The 21,334-nt window shown below is 38.8% G+C and carries 27 protein-coding genes; all 27 read right to left on the reverse strand.

The annotated features are described in order from the left end of the window. Positions 1-107 precede the first annotated feature (107 nt). The 27 genes from ACTQXY_RS12330 to ACTQXY_RS12460 all read right to left on the reverse strand — a co-directional run bounded on the left by ACTQXY_RS12330 (position 108) and on the right by ACTQXY_RS12460 (position 21,301). Positions 108-743: a response regulator gene (locus ACTQXY_RS12330; RefSeq protein WP_441659696.1), complete on the reverse strand. Its 636-nt coding sequence runs from the start codon at positions 741-743 to the stop codon at positions 108-110. Between the two features lie 54 nt (positions 744-797). Next, on the reverse strand, positions 798-1,733 hold the full coding sequence (locus ACTQXY_RS12335) for a PTS transporter subunit EIIC (RefSeq protein ID WP_441659697.1): 936 nt from the start codon (positions 1,731-1,733) through the stop codon (positions 798-800). Between the two features lie 11 nt (positions 1,734-1,744). Beyond that, on the reverse strand, positions 1,745-2,023 hold the full coding sequence (locus ACTQXY_RS12340; protein WP_441659698.1) for a hypothetical protein: 279 nt from the start codon (positions 2,021-2,023) through the stop codon (positions 1,745-1,747). After that, positions 1,995-3,260, reverse strand: a complete 1,266-nt coding sequence (locus tag ACTQXY_RS12345; protein WP_441659699.1) for an HDOD domain-containing protein — start codon at positions 3,258-3,260, stop codon at positions 1,995-1,997. Before ACTQXY_RS12345 ends, ACTQXY_RS12340 begins: the two co-directional genes overlap by 29 nt. 1 nt (position 3,261) lies before the next feature. Beyond that, a complete protein-coding gene (locus tag ACTQXY_RS12350; protein ID WP_441659700.1) occupies positions 3,262-4,176 on the reverse strand; it encodes a chemotaxis protein CheW in 915 nt (304 codons plus the stop codon). 67 nt (positions 4,177-4,243) lie between these two features. Further along, complete coding sequence (locus ACTQXY_RS12355; protein ID WP_441659701.1) at positions 4,244-4,723, reverse strand: chemotaxis protein CheD; 480 nt, start codon at positions 4,721-4,723, stop codon at positions 4,244-4,246. Between the two features lie 3 nt (positions 4,724-4,726). Continuing rightward, positions 4,727-5,347 (reverse strand): chemotaxis protein CheC, encoded by a 621-nt coding sequence (locus ACTQXY_RS12360; RefSeq protein ID WP_441659702.1) that lies wholly within the window; start codon positions 5,345-5,347, stop codon positions 4,727-4,729. Between the two features lie 16 nt (positions 5,348-5,363). Continuing rightward, on the reverse strand, positions 5,364-6,074 hold the full coding sequence (locus ACTQXY_RS12365; protein WP_441659703.1) for a flagellar hook-basal body complex protein: 711 nt from the start codon (positions 6,072-6,074) through the stop codon (positions 5,364-5,366). 29 nt (positions 6,075-6,103) lie between these two features. After that, positions 6,104-6,844 (reverse strand): flagellar hook-basal body complex protein, encoded by a 741-nt coding sequence (locus tag ACTQXY_RS12370; protein WP_441659704.1) that lies wholly within the window; start codon positions 6,842-6,844, stop codon positions 6,104-6,106. A 16-nt stretch (positions 6,845-6,860) separates the two neighbouring features. Then, positions 6,861-7,643: a FliA/WhiG family RNA polymerase sigma factor gene (locus ACTQXY_RS12375; RefSeq protein WP_441659705.1), complete on the reverse strand. Its 783-nt coding sequence runs from the start codon at positions 7,641-7,643 to the stop codon at positions 6,861-6,863. A 26-nt stretch (positions 7,644-7,669) separates the two neighbouring features. Further along, entirely contained in the window at positions 7,670-9,739 is a 2,070-nt protein-coding gene (flhA, locus tag ACTQXY_RS12380; RefSeq protein ID WP_441659706.1) for a flagellar biosynthesis protein FlhA, read from the reverse strand. A gap of 3 nt (positions 9,740-9,742) precedes the next feature. Beyond that, positions 9,743-10,804 carry a flagellar biosynthesis protein FlhB gene (gene flhB / locus ACTQXY_RS12385; protein ID WP_441659707.1) on the reverse strand — a complete coding sequence of 354 codons (1,062 nt, stop codon included), beginning with the start codon at positions 10,802-10,804 and terminating at the stop codon, positions 9,743-9,745. 31 nt (positions 10,805-10,835) lie between these two features. Further along, positions 10,836-11,597, reverse strand: a complete 762-nt coding sequence (gene fliR, locus ACTQXY_RS12390; RefSeq protein ID WP_441659708.1) for a flagellar biosynthetic protein FliR — start codon at positions 11,595-11,597, stop codon at positions 10,836-10,838. 31 nt (positions 11,598-11,628) lie between these two features. Then, positions 11,629-11,883, reverse strand: coding sequence for a flagellar biosynthetic protein FliQ (locus tag ACTQXY_RS12395; RefSeq protein WP_441659709.1), 255 nt, complete (start codon positions 11,881-11,883; stop codon positions 11,629-11,631). A gap of 18 nt (positions 11,884-11,901) precedes the next feature. Further along, positions 11,902-12,558 (reverse strand): flagellar type III secretion system pore protein FliP, encoded by a 657-nt coding sequence (fliP, locus tag ACTQXY_RS12400; protein WP_441659710.1) that lies wholly within the window; start codon positions 12,556-12,558, stop codon positions 11,902-11,904. Between the two features lie 6 nt (positions 12,559-12,564). Beyond that, positions 12,565-12,909: a flagellar biosynthetic protein FliO gene (gene fliO, locus ACTQXY_RS12405; protein WP_441659711.1), complete on the reverse strand. Its 345-nt coding sequence runs from the start codon at positions 12,907-12,909 to the stop codon at positions 12,565-12,567. Positions 12,910-12,921: 12 nt separating this feature from the next. Beyond that, positions 12,922-14,112: a flagellar motor switch phosphatase FliY gene (fliY, locus tag ACTQXY_RS12410; protein ID WP_441659712.1), complete on the reverse strand. Its 1,191-nt coding sequence runs from the start codon at positions 14,110-14,112 to the stop codon at positions 12,922-12,924. Between the two features lie 20 nt (positions 14,113-14,132). After that, a complete protein-coding gene (flgC, locus tag ACTQXY_RS12415; RefSeq protein WP_441659713.1) occupies positions 14,133-14,576 on the reverse strand; it encodes a flagellar basal body rod protein FlgC in 444 nt (147 codons plus the stop codon). A gap of 15 nt (positions 14,577-14,591) precedes the next feature. Then, positions 14,592-14,951 (reverse strand): response regulator, encoded by a 360-nt coding sequence (locus ACTQXY_RS12420; RefSeq protein ID WP_441659714.1) that lies wholly within the window; start codon positions 14,949-14,951, stop codon positions 14,592-14,594. A 23-nt stretch (positions 14,952-14,974) separates the two neighbouring features. Next, on the reverse strand, positions 14,975-16,009 hold the full coding sequence (locus ACTQXY_RS12425) for a FliM/FliN family flagellar motor switch protein (protein WP_441659715.1): 1,035 nt from the start codon (positions 16,007-16,009) through the stop codon (positions 14,975-14,977). Positions 16,010-16,024: 15 nt separating this feature from the next. Continuing rightward, positions 16,025-16,780 (reverse strand): flagellar motor protein MotB, encoded by a 756-nt coding sequence (locus ACTQXY_RS12430; RefSeq protein ID WP_441659716.1) that lies wholly within the window; start codon positions 16,778-16,780, stop codon positions 16,025-16,027. 9 nt (positions 16,781-16,789) lie between these two features. Then, positions 16,790-17,614: a MotA/TolQ/ExbB proton channel family protein gene (locus ACTQXY_RS12435; RefSeq protein WP_441659717.1), complete on the reverse strand. Its 825-nt coding sequence runs from the start codon at positions 17,612-17,614 to the stop codon at positions 16,790-16,792. 44 nt (positions 17,615-17,658) lie between these two features. Next, a complete protein-coding gene (locus tag ACTQXY_RS12440; RefSeq protein WP_441659718.1) occupies positions 17,659-17,853 on the reverse strand; it encodes a flagellar FlbD family protein in 195 nt (64 codons plus the stop codon). A 65-nt stretch (positions 17,854-17,918) separates the two neighbouring features. Then, positions 17,919-19,184, reverse strand: a complete 1,266-nt coding sequence (locus ACTQXY_RS12445; RefSeq protein ID WP_441659719.1) for a flagellar hook-basal body complex protein — start codon at positions 19,182-19,184, stop codon at positions 17,919-17,921. 85 nt (positions 19,185-19,269) lie between these two features. After that, positions 19,270-19,638 carry a TIGR02530 family flagellar biosynthesis protein gene (locus tag ACTQXY_RS12450; RefSeq protein WP_441659720.1) on the reverse strand — a complete coding sequence of 123 codons (369 nt, stop codon included), beginning with the start codon at positions 19,636-19,638 and terminating at the stop codon, positions 19,270-19,272. Positions 19,639-19,653: 15 nt separating this feature from the next. Then, positions 19,654-20,187 (reverse strand): flagellar hook capping FlgD N-terminal domain-containing protein, encoded by a 534-nt coding sequence (locus ACTQXY_RS12455; RefSeq protein ID WP_441659721.1) that lies wholly within the window; start codon positions 20,185-20,187, stop codon positions 19,654-19,656. A gap of 22 nt (positions 20,188-20,209) precedes the next feature. Next, positions 20,210-21,301 carry a flagellar hook-length control protein FliK gene (locus ACTQXY_RS12460; RefSeq protein WP_441659722.1) on the reverse strand — a complete coding sequence of 364 codons (1,092 nt, stop codon included), beginning with the start codon at positions 21,299-21,301 and terminating at the stop codon, positions 20,210-20,212. Between the last annotated feature and the right edge of the window lie 33 nt (positions 21,302-21,334).

Below are 21,334 nucleotides of genomic sequence, written 5' to 3' on the forward strand. Positions count from 1 at the left end.
TTTGTAAGATATTCATAAGTCTATTATGCAGGAAAAAGGAAGAAAAAGAAACCCCCTAACCCCTCAAGATTGAGGGGAAGGGGAGCTGAATAGGCGAAGCCTATTTTTTATTCACTGAGTGATGCGATCACCTCAATCATCTTGTCTACATCAATTGGTTTCTCGATATGAGCATTCATTCCTGCATCCTGTGCTTTATGCACATCATCAGAAAATGCATTCGCAGTCAGAGCAATAACCGGAATATCTTTGTCCGTCCTATCCATGCTTCGAATTCTTTTCGTAGCCTCATAGCCATCCAGCTTTGGCATCCTTATATCCATGAGAATGAATGTATAATATCCCTCCGGTGATTGTTTGAATTTGTCAACTGCCTCCTGACCGTCTTGGGCTTCGTCAATCTCAGGCTTCAGACTCTCTAAAAACGCAATTGCGATCTCTCGGTTCAATTCGTTGTCCTCTGCCAGAAGAATGCGTTTTCCTTGGAGCATGCCAGTTGGATCAGATATTTTTTTCGCTTTGTCGTCTTGCTTTTCTACTTCCACAGATTTTTTCAAATGTAATATGGTCCTGATCGTTGTTCCTTCTCCTATCGTGCTGTCTACATAGATCTCTCCCTGCATAATATCGATGATATTCTTTACTAAAGCCATTCCAAAACCATTGCCTTCGATTCTTCCCGAATAAGAGACATCTCCACGTTCAAACGGTTCGAGTAATTTTTCTCTCACTTCTTCTGCCATTCCTTTTTATAAAGGTCTATATTAACTATAGTAATCGTAATAATTGTAGGTTCATCATCCTGCTGCTCTGAAAGAATCAACTTTAACCGATACCAGTGTTCTTCTTTTTATCATCAAGATTCTCTGCAAATGCTCTTCAAACTTTTCAAACGGAATCTCTTCTCCATAAGAGAAATAGCTGTTTTTGAATTTGGAATGTACCAGATGCACTGTTTTTTGTAACACATCTGCCTCATAAATATCTCCAAAAATATTGGTCAGAGAATGAATCAAACGGCGATTCTCCTGCTGTTTTTCCTCCATCGTCTTTATCTTTTCGATGTCATCTTCATAGAGTTCTTCTATAACGTTTCCTTTTCTATCCATCCTTTTCACAAACGGAATATAAATCAACACATCTATTACAATCAAAACCAGCTGCATAATCGCTCCATTGATGCTTTTGGTCATCAAATAGCCGCTTAGAATTGGTGGTGTAATCCAATCTAATTGCTGTATCACCACTGGCATAACTCCTATAACTGTTGCCACATAACCAATCAAAAGGTTGAGCACCGGCACAAGTATGAATGGAATAAGTAATGTTGTATTGAATACAATCGGAATTCCAAACAAGATGATCTCATTAATATTAAAAATTGATGGTATAATACCGTAACCTGCCACTTTTTTTGTACTTCTGTTTTTACTTACAAGAAGAATTGCAATCACGAGAGCCAATGTCGCACCAGCTCCACCAATATCTGAAATAGAGTCTAAAAACACTTTATTAATAATCTCAACCGGCTCTTTTCCCAATTTTACCGCATCGATATTATCCTGTACAAGCTGTACAAGATACACATCATTGATCTCAAAATCTTCTTTTCTGTACCCACTCTTCCACTGACTGATTCTGTTGAACATCCATGTCGTAAAAACAGCAGCAACAAAAGCCGAACAGATTCCCGCTGTCCCATAATAGGTTCTTGTAAAATGCTCCCCTGTCACATCAATCAGAATTAGGAAAGAGGCGATAGAACCAAAGAAAAATAATTTACAGTAGCCCCATAAACAAGTGAAAGCACTTCTCGAATAAAGAAAGTGCTCTCGCTTTGCATCCACTGCTGATATAATGGAATTGGGAAATTCAAGAGCACAAGCGCAAAGGATGAAATAATGGCTAAAGGTGTCATAAAAATCAAGCCTTTTCTAATCGCCTGTGTTCCCTTTCTATAAAACATACCTGAAACTGTCTGAGATATTTCTTTCCTAATCTTGTTTCTCTGTTTCTTCTTCATTTTTTTCAACCAAATTATCCCATATATGGTTCACTTCTTCCATACATTCCATATAGACCTGTGCCATAATATTTGTCTGAATTCCAAGCTCTTTGGCTATCTGCTTAATGTCCTGCCATTCTGCTCGCTCATAGCAAAGAAGTAATTCATATAATCTGCCTGCCTGTCCTTCTTTACTGATAAGCGCCTTTTTCACCTCTTCTGAAATTGGAATGTCTTCCAATATCTCTTCAATCGGAGCATCAATGATATAAGGAAGTGTTGAGAACATTCCCAATAGGTATGCATCTGCCGGTGAGATTGCAAAGTTTTTCACACGTCTGATCAAATTTGATGCAAAATTTGCACGAAGGAAAGATGTCTTCAGTAATTCTTCTGAAGTCTCCTCTTCCTCTTCTTCCTTAAAACTTAAAAGATATACCCATTGTTTTAACTGATTGATCCCAACTCTTACGATTGCCTGCCTGATAGATGTCGTCTCATGTCTGCTTGAAAAATATGCTGAGTTCGCCATCTTTAACAGCGCATAGGTCAAGGATGCATCTCTGCTGATAATTGTCTCAAGCATCTCTACATCTGGCTCATCTTTCATAATCTCTACAATCAGCTGATATAAATTCCCCTGTAAATACTCTAATTTATTAATCTTTCCTGTCTGCTTTTCTGAAATATAACTTCCCTCTACATAGTCCGCATTCAACTCTTTTGCCAACTCATACAATTCTGTTGTATTGACACCTGTTGCAACAAACTTCTTATTGAATCCATGTGTCATCTCTATAATATTATTAAGAGATGCCCTATGCTTTTTATCTACCTTGTCTGAAATATTCACCTTTATATAATCTACATACTCCAGCATGCTGAAATACTTCGGTGTAAATTCGAAATCATTGATTGCAAAACAATATCCTTCTTCTCGATATTTTTCGATGATCACACCTGCCAGTGGATGAATAATAACATTATCCTCAATCTGAATTACAATTTTTTCTTTGTCAAAAATCTTTGGTGTATTTCGGAACAACAGCGCCGGTGTAAATGTCATAAATGTCTTCTTTTCATTAAAAATACGACTGGAATTCTCTGTTAAAAAAGATATGATGGCATTTGCAGCCGCGCTATCCGAGCTTGAATTGTATAAACTGTCTGCATCCAACTGAATTAATAACTCATATCCTGTCACTACATCATTTTTCAAATCTTTGATGGTCTGTCTTACTATACATTTGTCCATATTATTGCCCCCTTCTTTCAAGCAGTGTATCCATTACTTCTACAAGATGACCTATCTCCGGTTTTGAAAGCTGCTCATCTGCACCAAGTGATTTTCCTTTAATTCTCATTTCCGGATTGATCAAAGATGAAAAAATGATCAGTGGAGTGTCTTTCATAATTTGATCTTCCTTAACAAGCTTTGTCAGGCGGTGTCCATCCATCTCTGGCATCTCAATATCAGTAATAATCAGGCTAACTTTCTTCTCAAAATCCTGATCCTCTCTGACACTCTGTAAATAATCCCACGCCTCTTTTCCATTGTTGAATGCAAGTATGTTATCATATCCGGCTTTTGCAAGTGCCTCTTTGATCATTCTAGCTAACAGAATTGAGTCCTCTGCAAGAATAATGCGGCTCTCTTTTCTATTTCTTTTTCCTAGCTTTTCTATCTCTTCCAATTGAATTCCTGTCTCTGGTGCAATATCTGCAACAATCTTTTCAAAATCAAGTATTGTTACCAATTGATTATCACATTGTGCAATTCCTGTTGCCACACCCTCTTCACCATATGTAATTGTCTTGTCTGGCTTTTGAATATGCTCCCAGGAAATTCTGCTAATTCCAACTACACTGTGCACCCTAAATGCAATATGTGTTTTATTAAAGTTTGTTATGATAAATAAATCTCTTGCATTTCTCTCACTTTCTTTTCCGGTAAGATATTTGGGTAAATCAATGACTGTAAGAAGAATATCTCTTGGCTTGAAAATTCCTTCTACTGCCTCATGCGAATGTGGAATCGGCTTCACCTTGTTCGCCATCATGATCTCTCTCACTTTTGCCACATTAATTCCATATAATTCGCCATATATGGTAAATTGCATAATTTCAATCTCATTTGTTCCGGATTCTAATAAAATCTCTGTATCGGCCATACTGCTCTCTCCTTTACTTTATTCATCGATATATAATTATATCGACATCTATCTATGATAACATAATTTAAATAATCCTCTCCGACTTCCCAACTGTGCGAATTCTTACCTCTCCACTACTTAAATCCATAAGCATCGTTCTTGCATAGTTCGCTCCAGTATCTTCTCCTGTAATACGGATTCCCTCCTGTCTGAGTATTTTTTTCACGCTTTGGATATTTCTCTCCCCAATATTGCCAAAGCCACCCTGTCCTTTCATCTCGAACATCTTTGCTCCACCGGCAATCTTGCAAACGATACGACCTTTCATACCGCCAAACACATAAAATTTACGAAGCGTCTCCCGAATGCCTGTGTCAGCAAACTTCATCGGATTTATGTTGGTCGTTCCTGCTTCTGGAAGCATAATATGGAGCAATGCGCCTAATTTTATCATTGGGTCATAGAACGTAATCCCAATGCAGGAACCAAGTGCATAGGTAATGAGTGTCCCTTCCTGACGTAAAATTTTCATATCTGCAATTCCAACTGATACTTGTTTGCTCATATATTACTCCATTCCTAATTTTTTCATGAGTACATTCAATGATGTAACATCCGGAAGGAGCAGAATGTCTCCGCTCACTTCTTTTTCGTCCATAGTAAACTTACCTTCTATCATCATAATACGATCAGATTCAATCCCAAACATAGCCATCGGAAGACTTAAAATTCCTCCAAGCATATTTACCGCCATCTGCGGGACTGAGAGTTGAATATCTACGTTTGCCAGTTGTGACAGTGCATTGATATATGAAGATACCATAATATTGCCAATCTCCACTAATGCTGATGAATCCATCTCTGAAATCTCAGCGAGTTTCACTATATTCTCTCCCATCATACGCTTCACAATCTCTTCTGCAAAGTCTTCTTTTAAAACGAATAACATGATGCCGCTAATCTCATTTGACATCTCCACCATAACGGCTGCTACTACTTCTTCCGGTTCCCCGATTCGTAAAACTGCCTCATTAAACTCCAATATAGAAACTTCCGGAATTCCCATTTTTACTTTCGTATTGAGCATACTTGAAAGCGCAGTTGCCGCATTGCCGCTTCCAATGCTTCCAATCTCTTTTATTATATCTAACTCCATAGAACTCATATCTTCATATTTGTAAATTGCCATAATTTTCTCCTCAATACTATTGTCTCAAAGTATTAACCGTATTTACAATTTCATCCGATGTCTGTACCATCTTCATCGCATACGAATATGCCCTTTGACTTTCTATCACACGGCTCATTTCTTCCGCCAAATCTACCCCAGGTGACTCAAGTGCATAATTTTTTACCTTTGCATTTGCATCTAATATCGGGTTCCCATTCTTCTCTGTCGGCAGAAACTCATTATCTCCAACACTGAGCATTCCATCTAGCACATTAAAACGATATATTCCGATTTCTCCACTTAGATTACCACCTGTCACACGAATGCGGTTTCCATTTTGGTCTAATACATAATTCCCGCTATCATTTACAAGATAAAACTCATTTCCAAACTGTGACAAGCTGAAGCGTCCGTTTCTCGTATAAGTGATCTGCCCATTTTGCGGATTCTCTAGCATAAAAAAACCTTTGTCCATAATTGCGAAATCATATGGACTGTCTGTCTGCATTGCCCCATTTGGAGAAAAATCGGTATTCGTCTTTGTCATCAAGACCCCTGTTCCCGCCTTCACCGCTGTCTCTTCTCCATAAGCATTATTCAGATTATAGTGCATTAGTTCTGAAAAAGTAGCGTTTTTACTTTTGTATCCATAGTTATTTAAATTCGCCATATTATTCGCAACAACATCTAATCTCTTCTGCTGTTCAATTACACCACGCGCTGCTGTATAAAATGAAGTATACATGATATTCCCCTTTCTATCTCATTCTGAAATTACATCGTACCTGTCTGAACTGCTTTTCCAGTCAATTGATCGTACATCTTCAATAACTGCGCTGCACTTTGGATTGTTCTCTGTCCACTCATCATCGCTGTCATCTCATCTACCATCGAAACATTGGAATCTTCCACACTTTTTTGACTCACGGTTGTATTCTGAGCTTCCTGAGCTGCTCCATTGGCTCTGAAAACACCGCCTGATATCTTTTCAAGCTGACCATAGTCTGCGAAATCTACAACCTGCAGTCTATCATAAAGCTGACCTGTTTCTGCATTGTAAAGATTTCCTCTTTCGTCTGCTATAATATCATCTGTTGGGAGTTGAATCGGCCCATTCTGCCCCATCACACGACCAACACCTTCTAAGCATAAATATCTCTCATTATCTATACTAAAAGAACCATTTCTTGAGTAAACAACACCATTCCCCGTCTGAATTGCAAAAAAGCCATTTCCATTTAAAGCAAAATCTAATACATTGGACGTTGCGCGCACTCCACCTTGCGTATAGTCTGTGATACGCTCATCTACAGTATTCACTCTGGATGTCACCCCAATTGGTGTCTTTCCATCTCTGTCATAGCGATAAATCATCTCGTCACGAAAAGTTGTCTCTATCAGCTTATCACTTTTAAATCCCGGCGTCGAGACATTTGCCATATTATTGCTAATGACATTCATCTTTCTGTTTTGCGTAATCATATTTGCTGCCAAATCATAAAATCCCTGAAACATATCCTTCTCTTCCTTTCTACTCTTTTTTGTCTGAAGATTCCATATATTTTTTTAATTTTTTAATTGCATTAGAGTGTATCTGAGAAACTCTTGGCTCACTTACCTCTAGTATATCTGCAATCTGTCTCATATTCAATTCTTCTACGTAATATAATGAAATTACAAGCTGTTCTTTTTCTTTCAATGTCTGGATTCCATCGACAAGTATTCGGGACACTTCTTTTTTCAAAAAAACTTTTTCAGGCTGTTCCAACTCTTCCCCTTGCGGAAGTTGAAATCCACTATAACTGTCCTGTGCTTCTGCCAAAACCATATCCAATGACAGTATATTGAACAATGTAGACTTTTTCATAATCTCATGATATTTTTCCAAAGGAATCTGCAAGTATTCTGCTATCTTCTCTTCTGATGGATACTGACCATCTCTGCTATGCAATTCACCGATTGCTTCCTCCACATCCTTTACGCTCTTTCGGACACTTCGCGGAATCCAATCCTGCTTTCTTGCAAGATCGATGATCATCCCTTTAATGCGCTTTGATATATAAGTCTCAAACTTTGCATTTTTACTACTGTCATATTTGTCCACTGCATTCATCATCACAATAACGCCTTCGTTTATAATATCATCTACTTGAGAAAAACCCATATAAATATTTCTCATCTGTAAGGCAATGCTTTTGATCAACCCAGTATACCTCAATACGATCTCCTGTTTCAGGGCAAGTTCCCCGGTCTTTGCATATAGTTCTAAAAGTTCTTCTGTTGTCTTTTTTCCCCATTCTTCATGTGTTTCCATAGCTGATTACTCCACACTGTTATTTCTTACGCCTTAATATTGCCGACGGCCTGTATCTGTATGTTATTGCCTATCTCATTAAAAGACAGTACATATACATTCGGATAAAATTGTTCAATTAAATGATAAAAATGAATTCTTACTACTTGACTTGTCAATACAATCGGGCTTTGCGAGAACTCATTGAATTTTTTCAGCTCTTCACCCAGCTGAGTAATAATGCTTTGCATTGTATCCGGACTAAGTGCAAGATACATTCCTTGATCTCCTGGTGTAAGATTTGTAATAATACTCTTTTCCAGATCTGCATCCAACGTAATTACTTTCATACTTCCACCTTCGCAGAATTTTCTTGTAATCGTTCTCTTCAAAGCAATACGAATCTGTTCCGTAATACTGTCAATATCCTTAATTGACATAGACACATCTATGATTGTCTCCATAATCGTCTCCATATCTTTGATCGGAACACCTTCTTTTAATAAATTAGTCAATATCTTTTGGAAATTACCATATGATATCACTGCCGGAATTAATTCTTCTACAAGCTCTGGCGACTGCTTTTTTGTATTCTCCACTAAGCGTACTACCTCTTGTCGATTCAGCAGTTCATATGAATGTTTCTTCACAATCTCTGATAAGTGGGTCAGCATAACAGAAAGCGGATCAATAACTGTATAACCATAAATCTCCGCCATTTCTTTTTTATCGATCGTAATCCATTTACTTGGAATTCCATATGCCGGTTCAATCGTATCGATTCCATCAATTTGCTTTTCTGGATGTGGTGGTTCCAGTGCAAGATAGTAATCGACAAGAATTTCACCTTTTGCAACCTCTTCCCCTTTGATCTTAATCACATACTGATTTGTGTTTAGACCTGAGCTGTCACGAAGTCGGATTGATGGGATGACAAGTCCCATATCCTGTGCATACTGTCTTCTAAAAATAACAATTCGATCTATCAATTTTCCACCACTGCTTTCATCTACAAGCGGTATCAAACTATACCCAAATTCCACTTCAATAGGCTCAACAGAGATAAGCGAATATACATTATTAATATCTTTGAAGTTCTCTTCCTCACTTGCAATATTGTCTTGCTCCGCCATTGCAAGCTGAGACTGCATCTCTTCTTCGTGACCTTTTCCAATCTCCTCCATACGTTTGGAGAGCTGATATCCCGCCAAGACTAAAGCGAGTGCCACTGCACCTATTTGTAATTTCGGCATTCCAGGAATTACAAGAAGGATTGCAAGTACTCCACCTGTAATCATAAATGCCTTTGGTTGTGCTGCAAACTGTTTCGTGGCATCCTCATTCAGACTACCGTCTGACACAGCTCTTGTCACAACCATACCGGTTGCTGTAGAAATCAAAAGCGCCGGAATCTGAGATACCAACCCATCACCGACAGTCGCCAGTGAGTATACAGTAAGTACTTCTGAAAATCCCATGCCGGACTGTACCATACCAATAATCATACCACCAAGAAAATTGACAAATGTAATGATCAGGGACATAACTGCATCCCCTTTTACAATCTTGGTAGCACCATCCATTGCTCCATAGAAATCTGCTTCTTTTTGAATCTTATATCGTCTGTCTTTTGCCTGCTGTTCATTAATCAATCCAGAACTTAAATCTGCATCAATTGCCATCTGTTTTCCAGGCATCGCATCAAGCGTAAATCTTGCCGCTACCTCTGCAACACGTTCCGCACCTTTGGTGATTACGATAAACTGTACTAAAACGATAATCATGAAAATAATAAAACCAACAACTACATTTCCCTGAAGTACGAAATCACCCATAGCCTGAATAACCGCACCGGCAACTCCCTGATTTACCAGAATATTTCTTGTAGAAGAAATATTAATGCCAATACGAAACAGTGTGGTAATCAAAAGCATCGATGGAAAAATCGAGAATTCCAACGGCTCTTTGATGTTCATACTGACTAATAAAATAATCAATGATATCGAAATATTCAAAATAATCATAACGTCCAGCATAAACGGACTCAGCTGTATAATAAGTAACAATACAATCATTACCACAATTACCGCTGTTACATTGTTCAATAGTTTCTTCATGTCTTACTCCATTTTCTTGTTTAACCTGAATACCTGAACAAGAATCTCTGCAACCACCCCGTAATATTCTGCGGGTATCTCACAATCCAGTGGTGTGGATGCATAGATTCCTCTCGCCAAAGGTTTATTTTCAATTACAGTAACCTGATTCTGTTCTCCAATTTCAATAATACGAAGTGCCAAATAATCCTGACCTTTTGCTATTACAATCGGTGCATTATCATGGTCAATATCATACTTTAGGGCAACCGCAAAATGCGTTGGGTTCTTGATAATTACATCTGCATCTGGAACAGCCTGCATCATACGATTTCTCGCCATACTTCTCTGTAAATTTCGAATTTTTCCTTTTATTTCAGGATTTCCTTCTGTCTGCTTATATTCTTCCTTCAACTCCTGTTTGGACATCTTCAGCTTCTTTTCATATTCCCATCGTTGATACATATAATCAAACCCTGCGATAACGACAAAAACTAATCCAACCTTTAAAATGATATTCATAATCATATCAAAAGTAAAAACAGCAGAGGCCTTTATATCCATATCCAGCATTCTTGCAATCGGAATAATATCTGATTCAATTGCCTTATACAATATGATACTTAAAATAATAATCTTGAGAATATTTTTGATAAGCTCTACTACATTTCGCAGCGAAAAAAGATTCTTTACCCCTTTTAAAATACTTAAGTTACTCATTTTAAAAGATGCCGCTTTTGCAGTAAAGTTAAATCGTGTTTGTACTCCTGTTGCCACTATACCAATTGCTGCAGCGATAAATCCAAGCGGTAAAATCGTAACCGCACATATCTCCATCACACTAATTCCGATTTCTCGCAACTGTTCCATTGAAAGCTCATTAATAGCCGACACTCCCTGAACACACCAAATAAGATTCCTATAAACATTTTCATATATACCTGAAAACAAAAATTTCAAACTATAGAAAGTTCCCAAGAGAGACGCGACTGCAATGATATCTTTACTGGAAAATACATTTCCTTCTTTTCGTTCGTCACGCCTCTTCTTGGGGGTGGCTTTCTCGGTCTTCGAATCATCTGCCAATCTTACTCACTTCACTTTCTCTTACGCAAATCTATAAAAACGTCAATATCCCTTGAATTGTTTTCAACATAGTCGAAATCACCCCAGTAAGATACTCACTCATCGGGGAAAATAAAACGACCAAAAGGACTAGACCGACGATTACTTTCAATTGAATATTAATTACAAATATATTAATCTGAGGAACAATTTTATTTAAAATTCCGGCTGCAATCTCCACTAAAAATTCTGCTGCCAATATAGGGAGTGAAAATTTTACTGCCAGAACAATACACTCTGTAAACAGCTCTACCATATGCCATCCAAGTTCCTGCGTTATCAATATCCCTCCATACGGTACAATATCCGCAGAAGTAATCAGAATTTTCATCAAAGCCAAATGACCATCTACGGCAAAAAACAAAAGCACAAAATATGCCTGAAAAATACTTCCACTGATTGGAAGCTGTGCGTTACTCTGTGGGTCATACACAGTCGCCATAGACAATCCCATCTGAAAATCTATGATAAACCCGGCGTAACTAATTACAAAGAAAAACAGTTCTATTACATAACCCACTACATATCCCGCTGCAAACTCTTTCAAAAGAAGAAATGCGTACTCAATATTGCTTGTTATCTCTAAAACTTCTTTATCAGAGTACGAATAAACTGCAACCGTCAAAGTTAAGATTAATCCTGCTTTCACAATAGCCGGTATATTTCTTCTTCCCAAAATAGGATTTAGTAAAACAAACCCCGACATTCTCATCAATATCAGTGAAAATAAGGTTAAATATGCAATGTCATTCATTACAAACGCCTCTCCTTTTCTTCCAACCGACTTAAATCATCTGAAATATTTTGAGGGTAAAATCTTGTAATGTCTGCAGCATAGAGCCACCTGTGAATACAAGGATTAATCCTATAACAAGCAGCTTTGGAACAAACGTAATCGTCTGTTCATGAATCTGAGTCGCCGCCTGAATAATTGAAATCAACACGCCTACCAACATACTGATAACCAAAATAGGTCCTGCCAGTTGAACAGATAACACAAATACCTCATACATCAAATCTGTAACTTGTGAACTTGACATCCTCTTCCCTCCACTTTGCTAGTTAAAACTTTTTACGATTTGTGAAAACAACAGTTCCCATCCATTTACTGTTACAAACAATAGTAATTTAAACGGAAGCGAAATCATAGATGGCGGAAGCATAATCATTCCCATTGACATCAATGTACTAGATACGATAATATCAATTAAAAGAAATGGTATAAAAATCAAAAATCCTGCCATGAAGGCACGTTTTAATTCACTTGTCATAAATGATGGAATTACAACTCTCATCGGAAGATCTTCTACGTTTTCCGGTGCTTCAATCTTTGCCATATCCGTAAAAAGTTTTACCGTACTCTTTTCTGTATTCTCCAGCATAAATTTCTTAATCGGAACAGACGCCCTTGTAAGCGCCTCCTCTTGCGTAATCTCTTGATTTTTATAAGGTGTATACGCCTCTGTGTTAATCTGTTTGATTACTGGATCCATAATAAACAATGTCAAGAACAGTGCAATTCCGACAAGCACCATATTGGGTGGTGTCTGTTGTATTCCAAGCGCATTTCTCAAAAAAGATAAGATAATAACTGTCCTCGTAAAAGAAGTCATCATAATCACAATTGACGGCAACAACGCTACAATTGTAAGAAGCAAAAGGATGTCTAGTGTTGGAACTTGATTTCCATTAATATTTACAAGTGCATTCTCCATTGTCTTCTATTTCCCTCTTTTCCCCAATGTTTTCCATTTTTCCAAAGTATCTTTAAAATTGCCGAATTCCCCACCGGACAATTTTTCCGGTGTGGCAATCTGTATTAAATCCTCTTCCTGCAGTTCTGACAAAACATTCACCTGCCCTGACGCAATTCCAACCAAAAAATACTTGATTCCAATCTGCACAATTGCAAGGTGTCTGTCCTGTCCGACCGGTATCTGATCAATCACACGCATATATCTTGAACGTCCGTTCGCATTCGCACCTTTTCCGATATATTTACTGCAAAGATAACTTAAGTAAATAATAATTACTGACACAAAAAAAGTAAAAATGATTTGTACCATGCTATTCCTTCCTTACTCCAATGTCGACAGATTTAACTTCATTATCTCTGTAATTCGAATACCAAAATTATCTTCCACTACAACTACATCACCTTTCGCAATGCACTGCCCATTTACAAATAAATCTACCTGCTCTCCTGCCAGCTTATCCAATACAACGAGAGAACCTTTTGTAAAGTCTAAAATATCTTTCACTAATTTTTTTGTTCTGCCGATCTCTACTGAAAGCTCCAACGGAACACCCATGATCAATTCCATATTCTCAGCTTGTCCTTCTGCGAGATCGATATTCTTATCCGGTGCAATTGCAGGACTTGAAGCAGTCTGTACATTAATCAGTCTTGGTTCAGAAGCCTTCTGATGATCTTCCATCTTTTGCTGCATCATCTGCATCTGCATCATCATCTGCTGCATCATCTGCATCTGCATCATAGATGCATCACCGCTCATCTGCGGCATCTGAGTGGCAACGGATTCCATTGTCTGTTCTGGAATCACAGAATCAGAAATTGTCTCTTTCACCTTGCTCTCATCTGGTTCTTTCATTTCTGCCGTCACTTCCTGAGCAATCGGATTTTCCTGCTTTTCCTCCTCGACCTTTGCAATCTCCTCATTTGGAATAAATCCATCTACAAGGCTCTTAGCAAGTTCTATTGGCATTACATTGAAGAACTCACTTTCCAATTTATCTGCTATTTTCAAGGTAAATCCAACAACAACCTTCGGATTATTGTCATCAAAATACTTTTCTACAAATTCATGTTCACTATCAATCGGGAATGAAATTGGTGTAGATATGTTCACCATTTTCCCTAAAAACTCTGATAGTGCTGTGGAAGACGCACCCATCATCTGGTTCATCACTTCACAGACAGCACTGATATTCATTTCATTTAATTCAAATTCCTCATCAGACATTTGAATGCCCATAAGCATTTCTACAATCACTTTTACATCATGCCGTTTCAAAAGCATAATATTTTTGCCCTGAAGACCAGAAATATATGTAATCTCTACTCCAACTGCAGGCTCTACTCTATCCATTCGAAATTCTTCTTTTTCTACGACATTTACCACCGGCGTTGTAATGTCTACTCTTGCATTAAGCATTGTTGAGACAGCTGTAGCCGATGCTCCAAGACTGATGTTCAGAATTTCGCCTATTGCATCCATTTCTAATGTACTAAAACATTTTGAACTCATAATCTCTTTTCCTCGCTTCTTTATTTACCAATCTCCAGGGCTTTTTGTGCCATTAATTTCATTGCGTTAAATGCTGTAATATTAGCCTCATATGCCCGTGTAGCTGACATTCCATCTACCGTTTCCTTCACAAGATCAACATTCGGCATCATTACATAGCCGTTTTCATCTGCATCCGGATGTTCCGGGTTATATACAGGCTGAAGATCTCTTTGATCCTCCACAATTTCAGCCACTTTTACCCCGCCTTTCTGAGATGTCTTTCCGCTCAGTCTGCTTTGCAGTTCACTTCGAAAAGAAGACACCGGGTTTTCCTGCAATACGACCATCTTTCTTCGATATGGTCCCCCACTTGCCGTTCTCGTTGTATTCATATTCGAAATGTTCTCAGCCGCTATATCAAGTCTCTGTCTTTGGGCAGTCATTCCAGACGCACTTATATCAAACGAATTTAAAAAAGACATTTTGCCCCCTCCTCATTAACCAAGAATCTTTGTTACAGTCGATAAAATCCTTTCTGGCTTAAACGGTTTTACAATAAAGTCTTTTGCACCAGACTTGATTGATTCCATAACCATGCTCTCCTGCCCCATAGCAGAACACATAACAATTGTTGCATTTGGATCAAATGCTTTGATCTTTTTCAGAGTCTCCAATCCATCCTGATTTGGCATTGTAATATCCATAAATACTAAATCCGGTTTTTCTGCCTGATACACCTCTTCTGCTTTCACTCCATCTTCTGCCTCGTACAAATCTGTATATCCCGCCTGTGACAAAGTATTTTTTAACATCATTCTCATAAACGCTGCATCATCCACTAATAAAATTTTCGCCATTTCTCTTTACCTCTCTCTTTCTTTTATTCTTGTAATTCACTTTCTGTTTCATCTTCTCCAGCAAGCTCAACACGTTCTCTGATTTTAACTGCCATATTTTTATTATAAACACCCAGTTTTCCAGTAAACCATTGTTGTCCTTCAATGTGTACTGCCACGTCTGAGTCTTGTGGTTTATTCAAATCAATCACATCTCCTACTCGGAGATTATAGATGTCGTTCAAATTCAAGTTTGCCACACATAGCTCTGCCTTGACATCCATCTTCGCCTCTTTGATACTTTCCATTAATTCCTTACGGTTGTCTCTTTGTGCAAGACGTTCTCCCTTATCCGCAAGATGTTTTGTCTTTTCTATAATGTCAAAGATATTTCCAAGCAAAGCGCCTGGTATACAAATATTCATAACATCGCTGACTGTTCCCAGCGTAATCTTCATCATTACAATTACGACGGTCTCATCTACGCTGATTCCCTGAAACATACTTGGGTTTTCTTCAATTCTCTCAAACACAGTATCAAATTTAATATAACTCGCCCACACATCTGATGTGATTCCCATCAGACGTCTGATAATCTTTTCATACAGCGCAAGCTCTATCTCCGTATAAGTATATGCCATGTCAATTGAAGTATCAATTCCTGTTCCTCCAAGCATTCGATCCATCATCGCTCCCATCAAAACTGGCGCAATGTGGAACAACATTGGTGGGTTTTTAGAATGATCTTGTAACTCAACTCTGGCAAGTGTAATTACGTCAGTTTCATTTAATGCATTTCCAAATTCATAATACCTTTGTTCCTCTACTCCTACGACTTCTACTTCACTTGCAATACGAAACAGTCCATTAATCTGGGATGCTGCAATTCTTGAATAATTATCATAAATGCTATGCAGCATTTTTAATTTATCTTTTGTGTACTTCTTCGGACTGTAAAAATCGTACTTCCTGTATTTTGGTTTCGCAGTTTTTTTGTCTTCATGCAACTCTTCCATGTCGGTATTCTGCATAGAATTTAAAAGCGCATCTATCTGACTTTGTGAAAGTACGTCTGCCATTTTTTTCTCCTAACTTTATTGATTTATTTGATTATAGTACTCTTCCAAGGTCATCGCTGACGCTCCTACCTTTGTAATGACAATTTCTACACGACGGTTTTTACTTCTATTTTCTGCCGTGTCAAACGGAGCGATCGGACGGAATTGCCCATAACCTATTGATACAATTTTGGACGGCTGCAACGATACCCTGTCCTGAATATACGCAGCCACATTTGCAGAACGTTCTGCGGAAAGCAATCTGTCTCCCGTCGTCTCATTCTGCTGATCTGGTTTTGCCTGTGACGTATGTCCAAGCACTTGAAGTTCCTGTACAATATTCTCGGTTCCAGATAGTGCATTAATAAATTTATCTAAAAGCTGATATCCCTCTGCCTTTATGACCGAGCTGTCTCCATCAAAAAACACCTGATCCCGAAAACGGATAAACGTGTAATTGTCTCCTTTATACAAATTGATATCTTCCTGATATCCACTTTCCTCCACTGCCTGTTTCAGCTTTGCATACAGTTCATCGAATTGTTCTTCTGACACTATATCTTCTGTTCCTCCCTGAACAAAATCCTCTCCGTCTGCATCTTTATCTATTACAACCTGACTTAGCTTTTCTGCATCTGGATTAAAGCTTTTTACAACTTCTCTCCACTTCGCCTGATCCACAGAGGAAATTGAATATAGTAACACGAAAAAACACAGCAACAGAGTGACCATATCACCATAGGTGTCCATCCAGTTTCCACCTTCGTCCGCTCTCTTTTTTCTCCTTTTCATACTCTCACCTTACTTTTTCTTTTTCTTATCTTTCTTTACCTTTGTTCCACCTGATTCTTCCTCCAAAAGTTTCAGTCGTTCTTTCGTGGAGAGATATGTAACTAATTTTTCTTTCAGAAATTTCGGATTGTCTCCTGCCTGCATTGCAAGAATTCCTTCTATCATAATCTGTTTATAGACAACTTCCTCATTATTTCTAATACTCAACTTCTTTGCCATAGGTGAAAACACCAACTGCGCAAGAACACACCCATAAAATGTTGTAATGAGCGCCGTACCCATATCCGTTCCGATTGTACTGGAGCCTCCCTCGCTCGGATCCATATTCATAAGCATGTTAACCAATCCGACGAGCGTACCAATCATACCAAAACCAGGCGCAAATGCGGACGCTTTTTCGTAGACGCTGATCATCTCATCATGTCTTTCTGCCGTCGTTGCCAATTCATTTTCCAAGAGTGTTCTTACCTCTTCCGGCTCTGTCGCATCGACAATCATCATAATCCCCTGTTTAAAAAACGGATCATCTAATTCTCCTGCTCTCTCTTCAAGTGCAAGCAAACCGCTTTTTCTTGCCACCTGCGCCATATCTACAAGTGTATCAATCAACTTTTCTGTATCATACCTCTTCCCCTGAACCATTACTTTAAAATGCTTCACCGTCTGCTTTAAAGTACTCCACGGGAAACTTGCCACAACCGCTGCAAGGGTTCCACCAAATACGATAAACATACTATTCGGATCTATAAAATTGGGAATCTTATCCGCACCAATACCACCAAAGATAATCAGCGCCAATCCCGCCACGATTCCTATAATCGTTGTCAAATCCATTGCTATTCCTCCATTCCTTTCATCCCCTGTTATTCATCATCCATCTATCGTCTTGAATATTCCACAATTTTGCTGTTATATTCTATTGTTTTCTCAATTATTTCTTCCACTGATTCCTTCACAATATGAAACCTTCCATTCATCATAATTACTTTGGATTCCGGAATCGTTTCTATCAATTCAATCTGCCTGCTGTTCAATACAATTCTTTCATTGTTAACTTTTGTTAGTGTTATCATCGCACACTCTCCTCTTATTCGGGGAAGCCCCAAAATGTGGCATCCCCGTTTTTTATTTTCCTAAATTAACGTTTCATGTTTACCAGTTCTTCCAACATCTGGTCTGTCACTGTAATGATTTTTGAATTTGCCTGATATCCTCTCTGCGTTGTAATCATCTGAGAGAACTCATTTGCAAGGTCTACATTCGCCATCTCCAGGTAACTACCTCTGATTTTTCCTGCAGGACCACCATTTGGTTTCAATGCACTTACTGTTCCTGCATTTGGTCCAATTGAATAATAATATCCTTCTGATTTTTCCAAACCATTCAAATTTTCTACTGTAATAAGAGCCAACTGTCCAATTGCAATGGAACGGCTTTGGTTATCTACTCCCATGATTGTTCCGTCTTCATTGATCTTATAGCTCTGAATCTCATATGGAAGTCCAGTATCCGGGTCAATCGGAATCTGAATTGCAGAAAGCTCATCTGAATATTTTGCCGGTACGCCAGGAACTCTGTCACTTCCCTGACTTACAATATCTACTTTAGCGCCATTGTTTCCCCACGTTGTATCTTTGATAATCTCTGTATTATTTGCTTTATCATCTCCACCTTTTTTCGCTACGATTCGCAGGTTTACCGTATTTTTTGCCGCATCAAAATCTGTTAGACTAATATTATAATTTTCGAACTTCCCACCTTTCTTTGTCACGTCCGCAATCCATTCCTGAACTTTATCCTTGAACTCACCTTTTGACGTCAGTTCCATCTTCTCTCCACCGATTGTGATCGTATTCGGATTTGTCTTATCATCAATTGTTACCGTTGCACCTGTGATATTATACTCTCCGTTTACAGCCGGTTTTTCCGGAACTCCTGTTCCGTCTTCCAACGCGTAACCATATACGTAATTCGCCTGATCATCTACAAGATAACCATTCCCATCTACACGGAAGATACCAATTCGTGAAAGACTCAATCCCGAATCTTCAACATTGGTAAAACTTCCGTTTACCATGTTTCCTACAAGGAAAAATCCTGTACCGTCAATCATACAGTCCAAACTGTTTCCAGATGGTGACATCGCACCTTGTCCAAATGATGCCTGAATCGAACCTGTACCAACACCATAACCAACTTGTGATGCATTCTTTCCACCGGCGCCACCGCCAAGAACACTACCTGATGCACCGGCAATCGATGTCGAATACATCGCATCTGTAAAGTTAAAGCTGGATGATTTGAATCCCCATGTGTTTACGTTCGCGATATTATTACCAATTACATCTAATTTTGACTGATGTGTACGAAGTCCTGAAACTCCTGCTACCATTGATCTGACCATCTCTAAATCCCTCTCTTTTCTTTCGTTTTCTGCTGTCTCGACCCCGGCAAGTCATACCGAAATCAAAGCCTCCTTAATGGTCCGGCTACATTAAGACAGCACTGTCAATGTTTGTAAATATGTTTTCTTTCATTTCATTTTCCGTCATTGTTGTAACGACAATATTATTCGGAACATTTACGATAAACGCCCCTTTTTCACCAATTACAACAACATCTTTTGCACCCTTTTGTCTTGCCTTCTCTACTGCTGTGTTCAAACTATCCAGCATATTGTTGTTCAGGACAATTCCTCTCTCCTGCACCCTTTGAGATGCATGTTTGGAAAATTGAACTCTCTGTTCTTTTCCGCTTTCTTTCTCCAAAATTTTCTGGAAGGAAACGCCTTGTTTTTCTTGCACAATGCCACGCTGCAATTTTAGCGAACGGACATCTGTAATCTGATTAACTTTCAATACGCTCTCTCCTTCCTAGACTTTTTCAGTATTCTCTCCTTCTTCTGTAGTGCCTCCATCTCCTGTAGCTGTGTCACCATCTTCTTTTTTCGGAACTTCTCCTATGCCCATGATCTGAGATAGGCTGTATCTCTCTTCACCAATGTAGATGTACTGTCCTCCTGTGAGATCGACTCCTGTCACGACACCCTTTTTCTCACCTGTCACTTTCCCTGACTCATCTACTTTTGCAACTGTGACTTCTTTTCCAATCAACCCTGTTGAATAAGATGTCAGTGTAACCTGCGCCAAGTTATTTGTAACTACCGCAAAGTTGGCAATTGCATTCGATACAGATGTCATGGCATTCATCGTTGCCATCTGGGTCATCTGGTTCATCATCTCGCTGTTGCTCATTGGATTGGACATATCCTGATACTGTAGCTGTGCCGCCATCAATTTCCAAAAATCATCCATCGACATCTCGCTGTTATTTGAGACTGCATCTGTCTGTGTACCTAATAATTCATTGTACATATTGCTGTTCCCATTCACTCCACTAACTGGCATCTTTTTTCTCCTCCTTTCCGCCTTATTCTAGTAAGCCAAGCCTTAACTCCTGTAAGAAACGGTTTGCATTACTTCGCTCTTTACGCTTTCTTTCTTCTTTTTGTCTTTCCCATTCAGACTCTCTTCCAGCATCGCTGTTTCCATTTCCCTGTTGCTGTTCATAAGCCTCGGGTCTCTTTTCATCCACCAAAACAATCGTTTCTTGCTGCAAATTTTTCTGTACTACCGTACTGATATCATTCACATTCTGTTTGACAATCTCCAACGTCTTGCTCTCCGAACAAATAATAGAAATTGTTGCATCACCATTTTGATACTCCACTTTCACGGCAATCTTTCCAAGATTTTTCGGTTCAATCTGAATCTCAAATTCCCGTACTCCTTCATTTGTCTTTTCTATAATTTTTTCAGCAAGATTCTTTGGAATCTCCTGCGGTGTATCCGCCTTAATCACATCATGTGCTTTTGGCTGTTCTATCTGTTTGTCAGAAACAGACTGCTGTTTCATCGTCGTCTCCTGCCATGACACATTCGCCATCTCTTTTGCATCTTGCTCCACCGATTCTAACTGTTTGTTCGTCTGGGTCTCTGTCTGATGTGGTAATCCTTCCGACATCTCCTTTTGAATATCAACACTATTCTTTTCTGTCGGTACTCCCTCTACAGTCTCTTCCTCACCAGCTGGCATAATCAGTTCATTTTGTGAATCCTGAACTACTTCGTTCTGTGCCACTTGTCCTTCAGCTACCTTGCCTACTTGTGCAAGCTTCATAGCTCCGATATTGATAATGCCTTCTGCGACATTTTCTGGAATACTCAGATTTTTTTCACTGTCTTGCATCTGCATACTCTGCATTCCCAAAAACATAATATTGTTCATGTTCTGCATTTCAGCCGCCAACAAAGATACTGTCTGCTCTTGTTCTTCGGTCATCTCCGGAAACAATTGCTTGCCTTGAAGAAGACCTTTAAAATTCGTCGCTCCATTCGCATCCTGTCCCATCTGCGACATGCCCATTGAATCAGCGACAGACTGTTGCTGCCCTTTTACACCTGAAGTCATTCCACTTCCAGATGACATATTCGCGGGATTCGACATATGAATCTGCTCCATCGTCTCTCCCTCCTTTCTTCCTAATATAATATC

The sequence above is a fragment of the Faecalimonas sp. LCP19S3_D12 genome (assembly GCF_052121495.1).
Classification (GTDB): domain Bacteria; phylum Bacillota; class Clostridia; order Lachnospirales; family Lachnospiraceae; genus Faecalimonas.

What these genes read in the sequence shown, in the direction of transcription:
- ACTQXY_RS12355 (WP_441659701.1), bottom strand. Translation starts at nt 4,723, where the DNA reads ATGAGCAAACAAGTATCAGTTGGAATTGCAGATATGAAAATTTTACGT.
- fliP (WP_441659710.1), bottom strand. Translation starts at nt 12,558, where the DNA reads ATGGAGAATGCACTTGTAAATATTAATGGAAATCAAGTTCCAACACTA.
- ACTQXY_RS12425 (WP_441659715.1), bottom strand. Translation starts at nt 16,009, where the DNA reads ATGGCAGACGTACTTTCACAAAGTCAGATAGATGCGCTTTTAAATTCT.
- ACTQXY_RS12445 (WP_441659719.1), bottom strand. Translation starts at nt 19,184, where the DNA reads ATGGTCAGATCAATGGTAGCAGGAGTTTCAGGACTTCGTACACATCAG.
- flgC (WP_441659713.1), bottom strand. Translation starts at nt 14,576, where the DNA reads ATGTCTTTTTTAAATTCGTTTGATATAAGTGCGTCTGGAATGACTGCC.
- ACTQXY_RS12360 (WP_441659702.1), bottom strand. Translation starts at nt 5,347, where the DNA reads ATGGCAATTTACAAATATGAAGATATGAGTTCTATGGAGTTAGATATA.
- ACTQXY_RS12345 (WP_441659699.1), bottom strand. Translation starts at nt 3,260, where the DNA reads ATGGACAAATGTATAGTAAGACAGACCATCAAAGATTTGAAAAATGAT.
- ACTQXY_RS12365 (WP_441659703.1), bottom strand. Translation starts at nt 6,074, where the DNA reads ATGTATACTTCATTTTATACAGCAGCGCGTGGTGTAATTGAACAGCAG.
- ACTQXY_RS12460 (WP_441659722.1), bottom strand. Translation starts at nt 21,301, where the DNA reads ATGGAGCAGATTCATATGTCGAATCCCGCGAATATGTCATCTGGAAGT.
- ACTQXY_RS12440 (WP_441659718.1), bottom strand. Translation starts at nt 17,853, where the DNA reads ATGATAACACTAACAAAAGTTAACAATGAAAGAATTGTATTGAACAGC.
- ACTQXY_RS12455 (WP_441659721.1), bottom strand. Translation starts at nt 20,187, where the DNA reads ATGCCAGTTAGTGGAGTGAATGGGAACAGCAATATGTACAATGAATTA.
- ACTQXY_RS12420 (WP_441659714.1), bottom strand. Translation starts at nt 14,951, where the DNA reads ATGGCGAAAATTTTATTAGTGGATGATGCAGCGTTTATGAGAATGATG.
- ACTQXY_RS12375 (WP_441659705.1), bottom strand. Translation starts at nt 7,643, where the DNA reads ATGGAAACACATGAAGAATGGGGAAAAAAGACAACAGAAGAACTTTTA.
- ACTQXY_RS12435 (WP_441659717.1), bottom strand. Translation starts at nt 17,614, where the DNA reads ATGGATTTGACAACGATTATAGGAATCGTGGCGGGATTGGCGCTGATT.
- ACTQXY_RS12340 (WP_441659698.1), bottom strand. Translation starts at nt 2,023, where the DNA reads ATGAAGAAGAAACAGAGAAACAAGATTAGGAAAGAAATATCTCAGACA.
- ACTQXY_RS12395 (WP_441659709.1), bottom strand. Translation starts at nt 11,883, where the DNA reads ATGTCAAGTTCACAAGTTACAGATTTGATGTATGAGGTATTTGTGTTA.
- flhA (WP_441659706.1), bottom strand. Translation starts at nt 9,739, where the DNA reads ATGAAGAAACTATTGAACAATGTAACAGCGGTAATTGTGGTAATGATT.
- ACTQXY_RS12330 (WP_441659696.1), bottom strand. Translation starts at nt 743, where the DNA reads ATGGCAGAAGAAGTGAGAGAAAAATTACTCGAACCGTTTGAACGTGGA.
- ACTQXY_RS12350 (WP_441659700.1), bottom strand. Translation starts at nt 4,176, where the DNA reads ATGGCCGATACAGAGATTTTATTAGAATCCGGAACAAATGAGATTGAA.
- ACTQXY_RS12430 (WP_441659716.1), bottom strand. Translation starts at nt 16,780, where the DNA reads ATGAAAAGGAGAAAAAAGAGAGCGGACGAAGGTGGAAACTGGATGGAC.
- fliO (WP_441659711.1), bottom strand. Translation starts at nt 12,909, where the DNA reads ATGGTACAAATCATTTTTACTTTTTTTGTGTCAGTAATTATTATTTAC.
- ACTQXY_RS12370 (WP_441659704.1), bottom strand. Translation starts at nt 6,844, where the DNA reads ATGTTTCAGGGATTTTATGATTTGGCAGCAAATATGATTACGCAAAAC.
- fliY (WP_441659712.1), bottom strand. Translation starts at nt 14,112, where the DNA reads ATGAGTTCAAAATGTTTTAGTACATTAGAAATGGATGCAATAGGCGAA.
- fliR (WP_441659708.1), bottom strand. Translation starts at nt 11,597, where the DNA reads ATGAATGACATTGCATATTTAACCTTATTTTCACTGATATTGATGAGA.